The organism is Gemmatimonadota bacterium, from assembly GCA_040882465.1.
Classification (GTDB): Bacteria; Gemmatimonadota; Gemmatimonadetes; order Longimicrobiales; family Gaopeijiaceae; genus JBBEBG01.
This window is the reverse complement of record JBBEBG010000025.1, coordinates 45004-60318: the sequence shown is the minus strand read 5'-3', so window position 1 is coordinate 60318 and position 15315 is coordinate 45004. Positions and strand designations below refer to the sequence as shown.

General features: G+C 66.5%; 16 protein-coding genes and 1 pseudogene. 7 read left to right on the top strand and 10 right to left on the bottom strand.

Annotated features, from left to right (window positions below):
• Positions 1-11: 11 nt before the first annotated feature.
• A complete protein-coding gene (locus WEG36_07660) occupies positions 12-3629 on the bottom strand; it encodes an ABC transporter permease (protein ID MEX1257477.1) in 3618 nt (1205 codons plus the stop codon).
• On the bottom strand, positions 3626-4537 hold the full coding sequence (locus WEG36_07655; GenBank protein ID MEX1257476.1) for an ABC transporter ATP-binding protein: 912 nt from the start codon (positions 4535-4537) through the stop codon (positions 3626-3628). The genes WEG36_07660 and WEG36_07655 overlap by 4 nt, the downstream gene beginning before the upstream one ends.
• Before the next feature lie 305 nt (positions 4538-4842).
• Here WEG36_07655 and WEG36_07650 point away from each other — a divergent pair, with 305 nt between their 5' ends.
• Positions 4843-5085, top strand: a complete 243-nt coding sequence (locus tag WEG36_07650; protein ID MEX1257475.1) for a ribbon-helix-helix domain-containing protein — start codon at positions 4843-4845, stop codon at positions 5083-5085.
• The gene (locus tag WEG36_07645) at positions 5070-5408 is read left to right on the top strand and encodes a type II toxin-antitoxin system PemK/MazF family toxin (GenBank protein ID MEX1257474.1); all 339 of its coding nucleotides are present in this window, start codon (positions 5070-5072) and stop codon (positions 5406-5408) included. The genes WEG36_07650 and WEG36_07645 overlap by 16 nt, the downstream gene beginning before the upstream one ends.
• Positions 5409-5457: 49 nt before the next feature.
• On the opposite strand, the gene WEG36_07640 is transcribed toward WEG36_07645, so the two are convergent.
• Together WEG36_07640 and WEG36_07635 are read right to left on the bottom strand one after the other, a co-directional pair.
• On the bottom strand, positions 5458-5727 hold the full coding sequence (locus tag WEG36_07640) for a hypothetical protein (protein ID MEX1257473.1): 270 nt from the start codon (positions 5725-5727) through the stop codon (positions 5458-5460).
• A 95-nt stretch (positions 5728-5822) separates the two neighbouring features.
• Positions 5823-6389, bottom strand: coding sequence for a dihydrofolate reductase family protein (locus WEG36_07635; GenBank protein ID MEX1257472.1), 567 nt, complete (start codon positions 6387-6389; stop codon positions 5823-5825).
• A 210-nt stretch (positions 6390-6599) separates the two neighbouring features.
• On the opposite strand from WEG36_07635, the gene WEG36_07630 reads away from it, so the two are divergent.
• A complete protein-coding gene (locus WEG36_07630) occupies positions 6600-7019 on the top strand; it encodes a PIN domain-containing protein (GenBank protein ID MEX1257471.1) in 420 nt (139 codons plus the stop codon).
• A gap of 256 nt (positions 7020-7275) precedes the next feature.
• Here WEG36_07630 and WEG36_07625 read toward each other — a convergent pair whose 3' ends face one another.
• From WEG36_07625 to ftsH, 4 genes and pseudogenes are all read right to left on the bottom strand, one after another.
• On the bottom strand, positions 7276-7728 hold the full coding sequence (locus tag WEG36_07625) for a hypothetical protein (GenBank protein ID MEX1257470.1): 453 nt from the start codon (positions 7726-7728) through the stop codon (positions 7276-7278).
• Between the two features lie 260 nt (positions 7729-7988).
• Positions 7989-8141: pseudogene (dcd, locus tag WEG36_07620) on the bottom strand (dCTP deaminase).
• Positions 8137-8301, bottom strand: coding sequence for a hypothetical protein (locus tag WEG36_07615; GenBank protein MEX1257469.1), 165 nt, complete (start codon positions 8299-8301; stop codon positions 8137-8139). Before WEG36_07615 ends, dcd begins: the two are co-directional and overlap by 5 nt.
• Positions 8265-10124 (bottom strand): ATP-dependent zinc metalloprotease FtsH, encoded by a 1860-nt coding sequence (gene ftsH / locus WEG36_07610; protein MEX1257468.1) that lies wholly within the window; start codon positions 10122-10124, stop codon positions 8265-8267. The genes WEG36_07615 and ftsH overlap by 37 nt, the downstream gene beginning before the upstream one ends.
• A 377-nt stretch (positions 10125-10501) precedes the next feature.
• Here ftsH and WEG36_07605 point away from each other — a divergent pair, with 377 nt between their 5' ends.
• Genes WEG36_07605 through WEG36_07590 form a run of 4 tightly spaced genes read left to right on the top strand, consistent with a single transcriptional unit; the run spans position 10502 to position 14253 of the window.
• Positions 10502-11242 (top strand): hypothetical protein, encoded by a 741-nt coding sequence (locus tag WEG36_07605; GenBank protein ID MEX1257467.1) that lies wholly within the window; start codon positions 10502-10504, stop codon positions 11240-11242.
• 41 nt (positions 11243-11283) lie between these two features.
• Complete coding sequence (locus WEG36_07600; GenBank protein MEX1257466.1) at positions 11284-12603, top strand: ferric reductase-like transmembrane domain-containing protein; 1320 nt, start codon at positions 11284-11286, stop codon at positions 12601-12603.
• 16 nt (positions 12604-12619) lie between these two features.
• Positions 12620-13057, top strand: a complete 438-nt coding sequence (locus tag WEG36_07595) for a cytochrome c (GenBank protein ID MEX1257465.1) — start codon at positions 12620-12622, stop codon at positions 13055-13057.
• A gap of 26 nt (positions 13058-13083) precedes the next feature.
• Positions 13084-14253: an acyltransferase family protein gene (locus tag WEG36_07590; protein ID MEX1257464.1), complete on the top strand. Its 1170-nt coding sequence runs from the start codon at positions 13084-13086 to the stop codon at positions 14251-14253.
• 45 nt (positions 14254-14298) lie between these two features.
• Here the strand turns inward: WEG36_07590 and WEG36_07585 are convergent, their stop codons facing one another.
• A complete protein-coding gene (locus tag WEG36_07585) occupies positions 14299-14994 on the bottom strand; it encodes a chitin deacetylase family protein (protein ID MEX1257463.1) in 696 nt (231 codons plus the stop codon).
• 83 nt (positions 14995-15077) lie between these two features.
• The gene (locus WEG36_07580) at positions 15078-15203 is read right to left on the bottom strand and encodes a hypothetical protein (GenBank protein MEX1257462.1); all 126 of its coding nucleotides are present in this window, start codon (positions 15201-15203) and stop codon (positions 15078-15080) included.
• Positions 15204-15315 lie beyond the last annotated feature (112 nt).

The following is a 15315-nucleotide window of genomic DNA, read 5'->3' as shown; positions in this document are numbered from 1 at the left end:
CCTTCCCACCCTCAGCTCTCGGTCGCCACCTCCGCGACATTTTCGTCTTCCTCCCAGTCGAGCAGGTGATACGGATCGATACCGGCCCATCCGGGCTCGCTCCGCACCGTAACCGTGATCGTCGGCTCGGTGGACGAGATGCGATGCAACTCGAGATAGAGCGGCTCGCCGAGCTCCTCGTCTTTCTGACCCGGATCCCCGCTTTCCTCTGGAGCCGCGAAGACACCGACCTGCACCCAGTCGTCCATCGGCATCTCGGCTGCGGCCCCTGCGTTGTCCATCACCACCTTCCGGGCCCGCACGTCGAGGGTCACTCGCCAGGTACGTTCGTCGGTGGGCTCCGCCGTGGCGCGCTCCGCCTCGAACTCCCAGGTGGTGTTGGCCTCGAAGAGATCGTGGAGGAGGGATTTGAGCGAGTCCGGCGTGACCGCCTGAAGCTCGCGATAAAGGTCGAGCGTCGTCGGTAGGGGCGCCCCTTCCTGCGCGTGCACCTCGAGCAACCGCCGAAGGGCGCCGTTCACCGCGTCCGCCCCGACGTACTCCCTCAGAGCGAACATCGCGAAGGGCCCTTTCCGATATAGGAGGTAGTCGTTCGCGGCCTGAAGGAGCGGGACGTTTTGTGGCTCGACCGGATACGGCTCCCTCATCCAGCGGAGGAGTCGGCGCATCTCTTCGCGGCCGAGCGCTTCCTCCACGACCCCGATCGCGGAGTACCAGGCGAGGCTTTCCGAGAGCACCCCGGCCCCCTCGACGAACGCGTACCCGAGCTGGGCCCCCCACCACTGGTGTCCGACCTCGTGCGCCACGACCGCGAACGGGACATCGGGGAGTTCCGGATCCGTCTCGGGGTTCATGAGATTGAACCACTCGCGGTACGTGATCGTGCTCGCCTCGGCGTGGAGTCCGAACCCGGGACCGCGCTGCTCGACGAACCGGATGTAGCTGTAGGGGTAGGGCCCGAACTGCTCCGTGTAATGATCCAGTGAGGCTCGTACGCTCTGGACGATGCGATCCAGGTGCTCGACGTGTCTCGGATCGTGGAAGATCTGGATCGCGACCGCGTTCCACTCTCCTTCATGAAGGGCATAGTCCGCGGACGCGATGATGTATTCGTTCCCGATGGGGGCATCGGTCGAATAGCGGAAGTAGCGTCGGCCCTCTTCCGTCCAGGCCTCGCGAAGCAGGCCCGGCGCGATCGCCGTCTGGTCTTCCGCCGTGCCCACGACGACGTCGATGGCGATTCGCTCCCCGGCCCAGCTTCGGACCTCGCGCGCATCCAAGTCGTACAGGGAGGGAATAGCCGGGCGCGGAGGGAGCCCGTGCGCCTGCCGCTGCGCCACATTCCCGAGCTCACGGCCCCGCTGATACCCGATGGCGGGGAGCCACTCTTGACTGTTCAGGACGGTGCCGTTCGCGACGACGGACGCATCGACGGAACCAGTCGGGAAAACACGGGGCCGGAAGCGAACTTCGAAGCGGAGATCCAGAGAGTCTCCGGGCTGGAGCGGCTCTTCCAGCGCATAGATCCGGTGGTCGAGCTCCTCGTCGTCGAGCACGAGTCGGGCCGACCGATCGAACTCGATTCCGAAAGTCTCGACGTCCGACCGCGGTTCTAGGTGAACCGAATCGATCGGCACCAGGTCGTCGTTTACGAGCCGATGGGTGCCGCGAATCTCCACCTCGCGCCGCTCCGGATAGAGCTCGACCTCGAGGCTCGTCCCCGTCAGTCGAGGTTGCGGCACTTCCGCGAACTGCCCGAAGCGCCGCTCGTACTCGGCCAGCCGCTCCATTGCCTCCACAGGAGTCAGGGACGCGTTCAGCACCCTCGTGTGGTAGAAGACGAACCCACCGAGGGTGAGCGTGAGGAAAACCGCCGACGCTCCCGTCCAGGCCGTCGGCCCCGTGAAGCGGCGACGTGCGGCGCGAACCCGCGCCCCGATCCCCTCTTCCTTCCCCCGCACCCAGAGCAGCCTCGCCACCACCGCGAAGAGCAGCGCCCACGCCGTCCAGTAGAGCTGATACCGCATCCACGGCCCCAGGGACGCACCGAAGTCGCTCATCTCCGTATAGGACCACCCCGGATCGAATCCGTAGGCGAGGAACTCGGGAAGGCCGAACTCGGGACCGCCGAGCATGAGCACGGAGGCGACGACGGTCAGGAGGTGGCCAACCTGTTTCTGGTTCACAACTTCCTGTATGACGAGAACGAGGAGGCCGGAGAGGAGGTAGTGGGTGAGCTGAAGCCCGAAGAGGACCTGGAGGTACCGGCCGATCTGGATGTCAAATTCACCCGTGGTCACCTGTACGAGGACCCCGGCCGTAATCTGGATCGCCATGCAAACGCCGATGAGGAGTCCGAGGCTCATGAACTTGCCGAGGAAGAGCACCCAGTCGGGCACCGGCGCGGCGTCCACGATCTCGCTCACGCCCGCGTCCCGCTCGCGCCACACGAGCTCTCCAGCCCAGTAGACGATGAGCACGGGGATGATCAGATAGGCGGGAGGAGCCCCGGGATTCTGAAGGCTGAAAAGGACCAAATCGGTGCTGCGAACCATGGGAATGCCCATATCTCCCTGATTGTCCACCGAAGCGAGGGCGAAGAGGGCCACGACGCCAAGCAGAAGGAGGCTGATCCAGGTCGTCACCGTCTTTCCGAACGCTTCCACCGCCACGGCGAGCGTTTGGCGAGCCCGCGTTCGGAAGTCGAAGGTGCGCCCGACCTCCGGCACGGAGATCGCCGCGCTCCCGAGGCTTCCGGACCCCACCGGCGTCGGGGCGACCGTTTGGCCCGGCCTCGAAAGGCGACTCCACCATCGGTTCGGCGTCGGATGTTCGAACCGAAACCGGGTGTGGGTGACCACCAGCGTGGCCAGCCCGATGCCAATCCAGAGCAGGCGATTCAGGAGCAGCGATCCGTCGAGCCAAGTCAGGCGTGAATTGAGCTCGAGCGTGGTCCAGCCGCTCGTCGGGGAGTCGGGGAGCAGGCCCATCACACCGATCGGGTCGAACCAACGCGCTACGTCCCAGTCCAGGAGAAGGGGCAACCCGACGGCCCCCGCGAACGTGACGACGAGGAGGAGCACGCCGCCCACGTAACTGGCAATGGCCCGACGGCCGAGCGCCGCGAACGCGAACTGGATCGCCGTCCCAACGAAAGCGCTCGGCAGCGCGAGGAAGGCGTAGGCGGAAAGGTAGGCCTCGGGCCAGAACGGACCGCGGATCTCGGCCTCCACCTCGGGCGCATGCATGCCGAGCCAGATGCCCGCGGGCACGGCGAGCAGGATCAGGGCGTTCAGGACGAAGGCGGCGAGGAACCGTCCCCCGAGATACTCCGCCTTTCGGACCGGGGAAGCGTAGTTCAGGGGAAACATCCCGGTCTCCACATCCCGCGCGGCCGCATCCCCCGCGACGTAGGCGGCGACCAGAAGCCAGATCAAGCTGCAGACGGCCGTGACATACGCGACGACGTAAGGAGCCGTGAGGAGGAATCCCCCGTAGCGCGCGTCCGGGAGGTAGCCTCCTACGACCTGCGCGAAGGCGATGAGGGCGAGAGCCGGGAGGTAGAGCCAGGTCGAACCACGCCGAAGCTGATAGGCCAGCTCGAAGCGGAAGGTGCTCCAGAGCTTCATGGCTCCGCAGTCACCTCCGACCGCCCGCGGCGCCCCCCGATCTGGCCGGCCATCGCGCTGAAGTAGACATCTTCGAGGATCGGCTCAGCGGGTTCGAAGCCGGGGCCGGGGGCCGTGTCACCGAAGGCGCGCACGACGGGGCGCCCGGCGAGGAGCTTCGTCGAGAGGACGGAGTGTTCTCGCTGCAGTTCGGGGAGCTCCTCCTTCGAGACCACGCGGCGCCAGATGCGGCCCCGGAGGTCATTGATGGCCCGGAGCGGCTCAGTTTCGAGCAGGATCTCGCCTTCGTCGATGACCGCCATCCGGGTGCAGAGCTCGCTCGCGTCCTCGACGATGTGCGTCGAGAGGAGGACGACGCTCTTTTCGCCCAGCTCGGAAAGGAGATTCAGGAATCGCACGCGCTCGGCAGGATCGAGGCCCGCCGTCGGTTCGTCCACGATCATCAGCTTGGGGTTGCCGAGAAGCGCCACCGCGACGCCGAAGCGCTGCTTCATCCCGCCCGAATAGCCGCCGAGTTTCTGCTTCCGCACCTCCCACAGGTTTACCTGGCGAAGAAGGGCATCCACGACCTCCCTGCGCGCCCCACGCTCGCCGATGCCCTCGAGTACCGCGAAGTGGTCGAGCAACTTCTCCGCGCTCACGTTCGGATAGACGCCGAACTCCTGCGGGAGGTAGCCGAGCGTCTCGCGCACCGCGTCCTTTTCCTCAAGCACGTCCAGGTCGCCGAAGTGGATACTCCCCTCGTCCGGCTCCTGAAGCGTCGCGATCATTCGCATCAGCGTGGACTTCCCCGCGCCGTTCGGACCAAGGAGCCCGTACATCCCCACTGGGATCGTGAGGGTGATGTCCTTGAGCGCCTGCACCCCGTTCGGGTAGGTCTTCGAGACGCCTCGGATTCGGAGCTCCACTGCCTTCTCCTATTGGGCCCACCGCGCGCGGGCATTCGTCCGCTTGCCAAGTACTTTGTGAAGCAAAGTATGGAGACGAGGCAGGGGGGTCAAGGGATTCACTGGTGCGGGACCACGCCTTCGCCCTCATTCAACGTTCAACGCTCCGCTTCATGCGCAAGCTGCGGGGCTGGCCCGCCGAACTATTTACCCGCCCGTTCCCCCGCGCCAGCTTCACGCGCCCGGTAGGCGGGCGTCCAGCGGACTTGGATCTTTCCCGGAGACGGGTGGTATGATATTATGTCATACTACTCGGGAGGCGTCTCATGCCCAAGACAAAAGTTGCGGTGACGCTCGACTCCGAAATCCTCGGGGAGCTGGATGAGTTGATCGCCCGGCGCCAGTTCCCTAATCGGAGCCAAGCGATCGAGGCTGCCGTCGCCGAGAAGCTGGAGCGACTTGCACGCACCCGACTGGCCCGGGAGGCTGCGAAGCTCGATCGCACGGAGGAGAAGGCACTCGCCGAGGAAGGCATGGATTCGGAGCTCGACTCGTGGCCCGAATACTGAGGGGGGAAATTCGTTGGGCCGACCTAAACCCCCCTCGCGGTCATGAACAAGCGGGCCATCGTCCGGTCCTTATCCTAAGCCACGATGTGTTCAACGAGCGATCAGGGACCGTGATCGCGGTCGCGCTCACGAGCCAGGAGCCCCGGGCGGGATTCCCACTCACTCTGGAGTCCAAGGCGGACGGTCTTCCTAAAGCGTCCTGGATAAAGATCAGCCAAATCCGGACCTTGACGGCGGAACGAATCGGGCGACGTATCGCTCGTGCATCGGAGGAGGAGGTCGCTCGGGTCATCGAGGGCCTCAACGAAATCCTAGGTAGCTGAGGTCCAGACCCCCAGAATTGTCCTCCGGCGCCTGCGCGCGCGCCGATGTTCAGCGCCACGCGAGGGCCACGGAGGCTGCGAGCCCGAACTCCCGTCCAACGATGGGTCGCATGGTCAGAGCGCCCTGACCGTCGCCGACCGTCAGCTGCTCCCACCGCTCGCTTTCCGCGGCGAGCCCGACGATCAGGCGGACCGGGATGCCGATCAGGGTACCTGCGATGATCCCATAGCCTGCGGCATCCCCCCTCGAGGACAATTCTAGGAGGCAACCGAAGAGCCCCGTCTCTCGGCACGGCTCCCACGTCAGGGCCCAGAGCATACTGCCGCCGACCGCTGAAACTAGGACCGTGAAATTCCGTCATCGCACACACAGGGCGCTTGGTCCGTCGCCAGGATCGGCTGAGTCCTTTACCCCTACTTCCGAACCTCGTGGCGAAGCGCAAGCATGCCACTCTTGTACGCCTTCACCTCCAACAGGTGAAGCTCCACGTCTCTGTCGAGCCCCTCGAAGAAGGAGATGCCGTCACCGATCAAGATGGGCATGATCGAGTAGCGAACTTCGTCGGCCAAGCCGAGGCGAAGACATGCACCCGAAACTGCGCCACCTCCCACAACCCAGATGTTACGGAAGGTTGGTCTCAGCCGCTCATTCACCAGTGCCCGGAGATCGCCAGAATAGAACTCGACCGCATCCCGGGTCTTCGAAAACTCTCGGCTCGTGAGGACGAAGATGGGCTTGTCGCCGTAGGACCAACCGAACCCCTTCGCCTCAAGATCCAAGGCGGTCTCATAGGTTCGAGACCCCATGACGTAGCAGTCGATCGCCGTGAGAAACTCCTCGACAGTTTCCGGGTCCAGCGTCTCCCCGTCTTCGAACTCGTCCGAGGTTTCTAGCCAGTCTACGCTCCCGTCCTTTCGAGCGATGAAGCCGTCGAGGCTCGCTACCATGTGGATCGTCACGCAAGAATCAGCGTCCGCCATCGTTCCGCCCCCACGTTTCAGCACGAGAGCCCGTCCCCGCCGGTCAGGGCAGAAGAGTACGTGGGGTGGGACGGGGAAGCTACGAAGTCCTTCACGGATATCGGGACGCGCCACGCCGATTTCTCCCGCGGTCCGAAGACTGGCAGGCATTCTCCCCAGCGCGGCCTCACTCGACGAGTATCTCTCCCATCTCGAGGACAAGTACACGAATTGAGGCTATTCCTCGATGCCAACATCGTGTTCGACGTCCTGGCCAAGCGAGAGCCGTGGTTCGCGCACTCCGCAAGCGTCATGTCCTTACTTGAGTCCGACGACGTTCACGGGATCGTTGCTGCCCATTCCGCCACGACGCTCTGCTACCTCTGTTCCAAACACCTTGGAGCCGAGCGTGCCACGACCGCAATCGTCGACCTGCTGGACCTCGTCACAGTGGCTCCCATCGACCAGGATGCCATTCTCAAGGCGCTCGCCCTACACTGGACTGACTTCGAAGACGCCCTTCTGGCCCTCAGCGCTGCCGAAGGAGCCGTGGACTACCTGGTCACTCGGATTTCCGACGACTTCCGAAATGCATCGGGCCCCGTCGCTTCCCCTTCCGAACTCCTGGCCCTCCTCCGTGCATCGGACTAAGACCGAGTTCCATGACGATGCGGGGCCTGATTTCCACCGCCTTCATCCACTTCGCACTCATCGCAGAGGCTCTGCGTTAGTGTGAACACGCCCTAACTTTGGGATTGACTCGCTCGTCCGCTACTGCGCGCAGAGGCCCCTCGCCCTCGAGCGCCTTCACGCTCCCGAGGGATCCGCCTCCCTTGCCTCACCGGACGCTCGGCTGGTCTACCGCCTCCCGGCGCCGGACCCGAACGGCCGGACCAAACTCAGGCTTTCACTCCCTCGCCAACACCATCCTCAGCGTTGCGGCCTCGTCCTGCTCGTCCCCGTCCACATCGAACTCCATGTGAGCTCCGGAGAGCGTCAAGGTATCCCCGGCGAGGGCCATCTCGAATTGCCACTCCCCGATGAAACCGAAGGTGAGAGTGAGGTCGAGGACTTCACTGGTGGCGGTCCATGTGCCGCCGAAACTCCGGGGAGATTCGCCCGGCTCGGTGAGGATCAGCGTCCAGTTCCCATTTTCGAGGAGCGTCAGCGTCGCCGCGGCGCCCAAGGCGACGATCTCGACTTTCAGGCTCGGGTTCGCGATGCTCGCGAATTCGATCTCCGTCGCGGCCCACGTCCCGCTGAGCTCCACCTCACTGGGGCCCGTCCCACCGTCTCCGCATCCGGCGAGGGCGACGAGCCCGCCGACAAAGATCAGAGTCTCGCGAATCCTCAAAGCCATGCCATCCTCCTGCGGTTCGACAGTATGGGTGAACTACGACCGAGCGCAGGGTGCATTCGGCGGGCCACGGAGGAACTGCGGCACCGGAGAGGCGAAGGAGTTGTGGGTCAGATAGTTGGCCGTCCCGGCGCCGACAGCGAATGCGTCCGATGGGGACAAATCGGCCCGGTGGCTACGACGAATTGGGACAGGGGGGCTCGCTTCACTCACAGCGGGCCTTCGGCCCAAACGCGGCTTTCGTTTCAGGGACGCGGAGGCGCTCAGAGCTTGGGCAGGGTCACGCCCTGGTGGTCCCGGTACTTCCCCTTCCGGTCCTCGTACGCCGTCTCCGGTTCCTCGTCGCTCTGGAAGAAGATGAGCTGCGCGATCCCCTCGTTCGCATAGATCTTCGCGGGGAGCGGCGTCGTGTTAGAGGATGATCCGCTGCTCGTCGTCGATGGAGATGGACGCGTCCACCGAGATCTCGAGGATGCCGGCGAACATCGCGGCGGAGGCTAGGGTCGGCGATATCGTCCTGCGCCCATCTATCTCCTCCGTTATCGAGGCGACCCCGAGACCTCCGGCGCGAAGCATCCCAACTCCTGCATCCGGCTCGCCAGCTCCTCCCCCTCGAGGACTTCCCTTTCCTTGAGTTCCTTGGCCAGGGTACGAAGGACGTCCTCTTTCTCGCGGAGAAGAAGCAGGGCGCGGGAATAGGCCTCCTCTACGAGCCGGCGCACCTCGCGATCGACCGCACGCGCGGTCGCCTCCGAATACCGTTGAGGAAGCAGGGAAAGCTCGCTGAAGGAAGCGCCCGGTCCGTCCTCCAGGGAGACGGGCCCCACTCCTTCCGTCATCCCGAACTGGGTGGCCATCCGGCGGGCGAGCTCCGTTGCCCCCTGAAGGTCGTCGGCGGATCCCGTGCTCCCCTCCCCGAAGACGATCTCCTCGGCGGCGCGCCCGGCGAGCTCCACGGTCAGGCGGTCCCGCAGTTCCGATTCGCTCAGGAGATAGCGGTCGTGCAGAGGGGTTTGGATGGTAACGCCGAGCGCTGTGGCTCCACGCGGAACGATGCTGACCTTGTGGACGGGATCGGCGTTGGGAAGGAGCATCCCGACGAGCGCATGCCCCATTTCGTGGTGGGCCACGATCTCGTGCTCTCGTGCGATGAGTGCACGGCTGGTCCGCTCCAGCCCGGCCATGACCCGGTCGATGGCTTCGTCCAGGTCCTTCATCGTGACGCGCTCTCGATAGCCACGCACCGCAAGCAGAGCCGCCTCGTTCACGACGTTCGCGAGCTGAGCCCCGGCGAACCCGGGTGTACGGGCCGCCACGACCCTCAGGTCCACGTTGGGTTCGAGCTGAATTCGGCGCGCGTGGATGGCCAGGATCGCCTCCCGGCCCCGCAGGTCCGGGCGGTCCACGAAGATCTGACGATCGAAGCGCCCCGGCCGCTGAAGCGCCGGGTCGAGGAGGTCCGGACGGTTGGTGGCGGCCATCATGATGACTCCGCCCGAGGCGTCGAACCCGTCCAACTCGATCAGGAGCTGGTTCAGCGTCTGCTCCCGTTCGTCGTTGCTCACGGGTGAGCCCGGTCCCGCCCGGGTCTTCCCGAGCCCGTCGATCTCGTCGATGAACACGATGCACGGAGCCCTCTCCCTGGCTTGACGAAAGAGATCCCGGACTCGCGCCGCGCCTACGCCGACGAACATCTCGACGAACTCGGCGCCGGAGGTGGTGAAGAACGGCACCCCCGCCTCACCGGCAGTGGCACGGGCGAGAAGAGTCTTGCCCGTGCCCGTGGGACCCACGAGGAGGACTCCCTTGGGGATGCGCGCCCCGATCCGGGTATAGCGCTCCTTGTTACGGAGGAAGTCCACGACTTCGCGGAGCTCCGTCACCGCTTCGTCCACCCCGGCCACGTCATCGAACGTCGCGCGGGCGGTGGTCTGGTCCCAGATCTTCGGCCGGCTGGAGCCGAAGCTTAGCGCCTCCGGGCGTCCTCTCCCCGCCATTCCACGGAGGAACCAGGCCCAGAAGAGGAGCAGGACGCCCATGGGGAGGAGCCACACGAGCACCGGGCCCCACCCCTCTCCAGGGAACTCCCCCACGATCAGGGCGCCGGTCTCGTGGAGGCGGGCCACGATCTCCGCGTCATCGACCCCGGGAACCCGCACAGCGCGGAAGACGACGCCTTCGGGAGCAGCCCGCTCGCGCCAGACGACGGCCTCGGGCGAGATCGACACCTCCGCCACTTCCTCCCGGTCGAGTGCTTCCAGGAAGCGCGAGTAGGCTACCGCCTCGGGCCGGACGCCCTCGAGGCCCCCGCGGCTGAGGAAGACGACGGCCCAGGCGACCCCGAGCATCAGGGCGACGCGGACCGCGGTGCGGAGAATGTCCCGGACGGAGTCGGTCATGGAAGCTACGCCCGGAATAGGTTGGGACGATCGTCGCGGCCAGCCGCACCGACTTGGTTCGGGGCCGACGACGGCGGGAAGCGCAGATCCCGTGCCAGGTCGGCACGTGGCGTCGGAGCGCGCAAACAGAGGCACGGGCCCCGCCGCCGGCCCTTTATGCACGGGTCGTTTTGTCTCATATCGGGACCCGGCGGGGGACGGGTCGCCCTCTCCGTCCCCGGAGTACCGCCGCGGCGCCAGGATCCGGTGGTCGGCACAGTTACTGCATTCCCCTCATCCCGAGAGCTCCGGCGGACCTCCGCCTGAACGTGAGCTCTCGCGAGACCGGAACCTCCGGTCCTTTTCATGCCCAATACGACCAACCTGAGGAGCCCACCATGACGGCTCGAGTGATCGGCCTTTCGGCCCTCCTCGTTCTCTCCATCCTCCTCGCGCCGCCCCAGGGCGCTCGCGCCCAGTCCGTGCTGGAGCGCACGCCGAACCTCCAGGGCGACTGGATCGGCGATGAGCTTCACCTCACCTTCGTCCATCGGATGTGGCGCGTGCGGCGGGGCGGTGAGAACCGCGCGACCGCGTCCACGAGTTCCATGGTCGGGTATCCGGTCCGGACCGATGTGCTGCTCGCGGCCCAGTATGCCAGCCGATCCACGGTAGGGAGGTCGAACGAGTTGGAGCTCTTCGCCCGGTGGGCGCCCTTGAGGCCGGTGGAGGGGGCGCCGGTCGGCCTGGCCGTGGCGGCGGCCTACAACACGGCGGCCGAGAGCTTCGACGGCGAGGTGTCCGTCCGGCTCCCGGTGTCCGAGCTTCAGCTCTTCGGCTCCGTCCGGGCCTTCTCGGATGCCTACCGCTCGGGGGACTCGCGGGTCGCCCTGGGGGCGGGCATCCTGGCCCGGCTCCGCCCTTCGGTCGCGCTCGCCGCCGACGTCGTGTCCGTGGTGGACCGGGAGGCGGGGGAGAAGATCGCCTGGAGCGCCGGCCTCCAGCTCTGGATCCCGAGGAGCCCGCATTCGGTCTCCTTCCACGCCACGAACGCCGCCACGACCACGCTCCAGGGAAGCTCGATGGGGAGCCGCACGATGTGGGGCTTCGACTTCACCACCCCGCTCACCTTCTTCTGATTGTCGGGACTGGACTCTGATGTCGGGACCGGGGTGACGGAATGAGAACCGTGCTTCACGGGGCGTTCTGGCTCGCCGTCTATCTGGCTGTCGTGCTCACGCCGCTCGTCGTCCTGCTCCTGGCTCCGACCCCGGCGGGGGGAGGGTTCTGGTGGGACGTGGCGATCGGCTTCGGCTTCGCGGGACTCGTCATGATGGGCGTGCAGTTCCTCCTCACCGCCCGCTTTCGCCGGGCCACGGCCCCCTTCGGGATCGACGCGATTTACTACTTTCACCGCTACCTCGCGTACGTGGCGGTCGCGGTCCTGCTCGCGCACCCGGTAGTACTGATCGCGATCAATCCCGCGCTCCTCTCCTACATGAACCCGTTCGCCGCGCCGTGGGAGATGGCGGCCGGAACCACCTCCCTCTTCCTCCTTCTCGTCCTCGTGGCGAGCTCCGCCTGGCGAAAGCGGCTCCGGATTCCATACGAGGCCTGGCGGGTCGCGCATCTCCTCCTCGCCTCGGGGGCCGTGGGCCTCGCCCTCGCGCATATGGGGGGAATCGGGTATTACGCGGGGACGCCCGCGGTTCGCGTTCTATGGGTCGGGATCGGCTTCTCCCTTGTCGGGATCGTCGTCTGGGTGAGGGTGCTCGGGCCCTGGCGCCTGCTTCGCTCCCCCTTTCGGGTCACCGACGTGCGACCGGAGCCCGGGGACTCGTGGACGCTGGCCCTGGAGCCCGAGGGACACGAGGGGTTTTCGTTCGACCCGGGCCAGTTCGCGTGGGTCTCCCTGGGCCACTCCCCCTTCGCCATGAAGGAGCACCCGTTCTCCATCGCCTCCAGCCCCTCCCCCGGAGGGCGCCTCGAGTTCACGATCAAGGAGCTCGGAGACTTCACCCGTACGGTGGGCCGGATCCGACCCGGGGAGGCCGCTTACGTGGACGGCCCCTACGGGGCCTTCTCCATCGACCGCTGCCCGGAGGCCGCCGGGTACGTCTTCATCGCGGGAGGGATCGGAGTCGCGCCGATCGTGAGCATGCTCCGGGCCCTCGCGGACCGGGGAGACACGCGCCCGCACCGACTCTTCCAGGCGCACAGCCGGCTGGACCGGGTGCCTCTGGGGGAGGCCGTGGCCGAGCTCGAGAAGTGCATGGACCTTCGGGTCGTCCACGTGCTGGAGGACCCGCCGGAGGGATGGGCCGGGGAGCGGGGGTGGATCACCCGGGAGATGCTGGACCGGCACCTCCCCACGGAGCGGCGCGACCTCGAGTACTTCGTCTGTGGTCCGGTTCCCATGAACCGGGCCGTTGGCCGATACCTCCGCGAGTTGGGGATTCCCACGTCGCGGATCCATACAGAGCTTTTCGATCTGGTCTGATCGAGGGAGCGGAACCATGAGAGAAGAAACGGCGAGAGGAGCCGCGCTGGGGACCGGGATTCTGGTCATCGCCGGCGCGCTCCTGTTCGGAGGCCTTCAGGAGCGCGCGTCGGGCGTCCCACCTGTCGCCGCGGCGACCCCGTCCACGGGCATCGAGGCGGTTCCCCCGATCCAGGAACCCGTCCAGACCCACGACTCTGTCCTTGCCGAGGGAAGGCGGGTTTACCAGGAGCAGCGTTGCTCGGCCTGTCACTCGATCGCCGGGGTGGGGAGCCCGAGGAGCCCCCTGGACGGAGTCGGCGGCCGGCTGAGCGGCGCGGAGATCCGCCTCTGGATCGTAGATCCCCAGGCGGCGCGGCCCGGAGTCAGGAAACCCGCCTTTGACGACCTCCCGGAGGCGCAAATCGTCGCGCTCGTCGCCTACCTGGAGACCCTCCGGCCTCCGGAGCCGTGAAAGCCCTTACGGCGCCGGATTTCAGAGTGGCACGCCGCGACGACATCGACTGGTTGCGGCTGCTCGCCATCCTCCTGGTCTTCGTGACCCACGCGGCCCAGGTGTTCAGCCCGATCGACGACTGGCACATCGAGAACGCGGAGCCCAGCCGGGCGCTGGGCCAGTTCACCGTGTTCATGGGGCCGTGGCTCATGCCCCTCTTCATGATGCTCGCGGGGCAGAGCGCCTGGTTCGCCCTCCGGAGCCGGGACAGCGGCCACTTCCTCCGGGAGCGTCTCTTCAAGCTCTTCGTGCCGCTGGTGGCCGGCATCCTGGTGGTGGTGCCTCCCCAGGTGTACCTGCGGCGGGTGTCGCGCGGGGAGTTCGAGGGCAGCTACTTCGCATTTTACCCCCATTTCTTCGACGGCGTCTTTCCTGAAGGCAACCTCTCGTGGGGCCACCTCTGGTTTCTGGCCTACCTGTTCGCGTACACGGTGGTGGGCCTGCCCGCGTTCCGCTTTCTCCAGAGCCCGCGCGGACGCCGTTGGCTCGGGACGCTTTCGCGCGCTTGCGACTGGCCCGGCGGCATCCTCTGGCTCTTCCTTCCCCTCGCCCTGGGACAGATCCTGCTCCGTCCCTACTTTACGCGGACCACGGGCGCGGTCGTCGGGGACTGGGCTACGCACGCCTGGTTCTTTCCCGTCTACGTGCTCGGCTTCGCGGTCATGCTGGAGCCCCGCCTCGGGCAAGCAATCGGCCGGGACTGGCGAAGCGCGCTCTTTCCCGCCGTGCTCACCTCGCTCGGCCTTTTCCTCTTCGCGCAGCCGGGAAACGTGTACGAGCGGATCCCCGCGGATCCGTCGCTCTGGCACATCACGTTCTGGACCGGGTTCACGCTTTCCACCTGGTCGTGGCTCGTCTTCCTCACCGGGGCCGCGCGCGAGTATCTGGCGTTCTCCTCTCCCTCCCTGCGCTACTGGGGGGATCGCGTCTACCCGTTCTACGTTTTCCACCAGACCGCGATCGTGATCGTGGCCTTCTACGTCGTGCAGTGGCCACTGCCGATCGCGGGCAAGTTCCTCGTGATCCTGGGACTCTCCTTCGCCGGGACGGTCCTGGTGCTGGAGGCGGTCGGGCGGATCCCGCGCGTGCGGGGCCTATTCGGCCTACGCGAGACCCTTCCCGGGGCGAGCCCCGTCCGGTTGGCCGAGCGGTAGCCGGTCCCGGGGGGGGTGCGAGGAGGTGCGCGAAGGGGCGTACGGCTACTCGAGCGCGAGCAGGTCCGAGACTGTGACGACCCTGTAGCCCCGTCGGGCCAGCTCCGGAAGGACGGAGCGCAGCACCTCGGCGGTTCTCGGGCCGCGCTCGGCCCCGTCGTGGAGGACGAGAATCGACCCGGGACCCGCGTTCTGGAGAACGTACCAGGAGAGGAATCCGGGCCACGGAATCTGGGCATCGAAAGGGTACACGGATCCAAGGACGGTGCGGTACCCGCGCTCCGCGGCGGCGCGGACCATCCGGTCGTCGTACCACCCCGAACCGGGCCGGAAGAGGCTGCTCCCCCCAAGCTTGTCGAGCCGGCGGTCCATCTCGTCGAAGTCCAATGCGAAGACGTCGTCCGGAAGCTCCCGCGACGGCGCGTCCAGCATCATGTGATGTCCGAGCTCGTGCCCTTGTTCGACAACCGTCCGGACCAGGCCCGTGCGCCGCTCCACCTCCTCGCCAATGAGGAAGAAGGTCGCCCGGGCCCCGTACCTCTCGAGGACCTCCAAGATCTCAGGGGTGGCGGCGGAGGGTCCGTCGTCGATCGTGAGCGCCACGATCTTCTCCGCCGTGTCCACGGAGAAGACCACCTCGGGTGTGCTCCGCCGGGCCCACTCCACCGCGAGGGCGGGGAGGGCGATGATGGCCGACCCGAGAAAGGTGAGCCCGATGGCAAGCGGGACAAGCAGGTTCATGCGTTGCCGATGGGAGGGGCGGGAAAGAGTGGTGTGATGTTACCCTGCTCGTTCGGGCCCGGGTCCGCCCGGGGCGATCCGGCCTACCCCTCGAAGATTCGCGCGCCCGGGCAGCGGAAACCGGGGAGGAGCGTTTCGCCCTCCAGCCCATCCCCGCCGGAGAGGAAGCGAGCCTCGGCCGGGCACCAACTCCAGGTGGTCCTCGTCATCCGGAATCCGGGCGAACGCCTCGAGGATGAGGTGCTCGGTGCCCCTCGGCCTCTCCCAGGGGGAAGAGGCACGGGTGGGCGCCCTTCTCGACACCCTCCACGCGGAGGTTGG

What these genes read in the sequence shown, in the direction of transcription:
- WEG36_07660 (MEX1257477.1), bottom strand. Translation starts at nt 3,629, where the DNA reads ATGAAGCTCTGGAGCACCTTCCGCTTCGAGCTGGCCTATCAGCTTCGG.
- WEG36_07650 (MEX1257475.1), top strand. Translation starts at nt 4,843, where the DNA reads ATGCCCAAGACAAAAGTTGCGGTGACGCTCGACTCCGAAATCCTCGGG.
- WEG36_07640 (MEX1257473.1), bottom strand. Translation starts at nt 5,727, where the DNA reads ATGCTCTGGGCCCTGACGTGGGAGCCGTGCCGAGAGACGGGGCTCTTC.
- WEG36_07635 (MEX1257472.1), bottom strand. Translation starts at nt 6,389, where the DNA reads ATGGCGGACGCTGATTCTTGCGTGACGATCCACATGGTAGCGAGCCTC.
- WEG36_07625 (MEX1257470.1), bottom strand. Translation starts at nt 7,728, where the DNA reads ATGGCTTTGAGGATTCGCGAGACTCTGATCTTTGTCGGCGGGCTCGTC.
- WEG36_07615 (MEX1257469.1), bottom strand. Translation starts at nt 8,301, where the DNA reads ATGCTTCGCGCCGGAGGTCTCGGGGTCGCCTCGATAACGGAGGAGATA.
- ftsH (MEX1257468.1), bottom strand. Translation starts at nt 10,124, where the DNA reads ATGACCGACTCCGTCCGGGACATTCTCCGCACCGCGGTCCGCGTCGCC.
- WEG36_07605 (MEX1257467.1), top strand. Translation starts at nt 10,502, where the DNA reads ATGACGGCTCGAGTGATCGGCCTTTCGGCCCTCCTCGTTCTCTCCATC.
- WEG36_07600 (MEX1257466.1), top strand. Translation starts at nt 11,284, where the DNA reads ATGAGAACCGTGCTTCACGGGGCGTTCTGGCTCGCCGTCTATCTGGCT.
- WEG36_07595 (MEX1257465.1), top strand. Translation starts at nt 12,620, where the DNA reads ATGAGAGAAGAAACGGCGAGAGGAGCCGCGCTGGGGACCGGGATTCTG.
- WEG36_07585 (MEX1257463.1), bottom strand. Translation starts at nt 14,994, where the DNA reads ATGAACCTGCTTGTCCCGCTTGCCATCGGGCTCACCTTTCTCGGGTCG.
- WEG36_07580 (MEX1257462.1), bottom strand. Translation starts at nt 15,203, where the DNA reads ATGACGAGGACCACCTGGAGTTGGTGCCCGGCCGAGGCTCGCTTCCTC.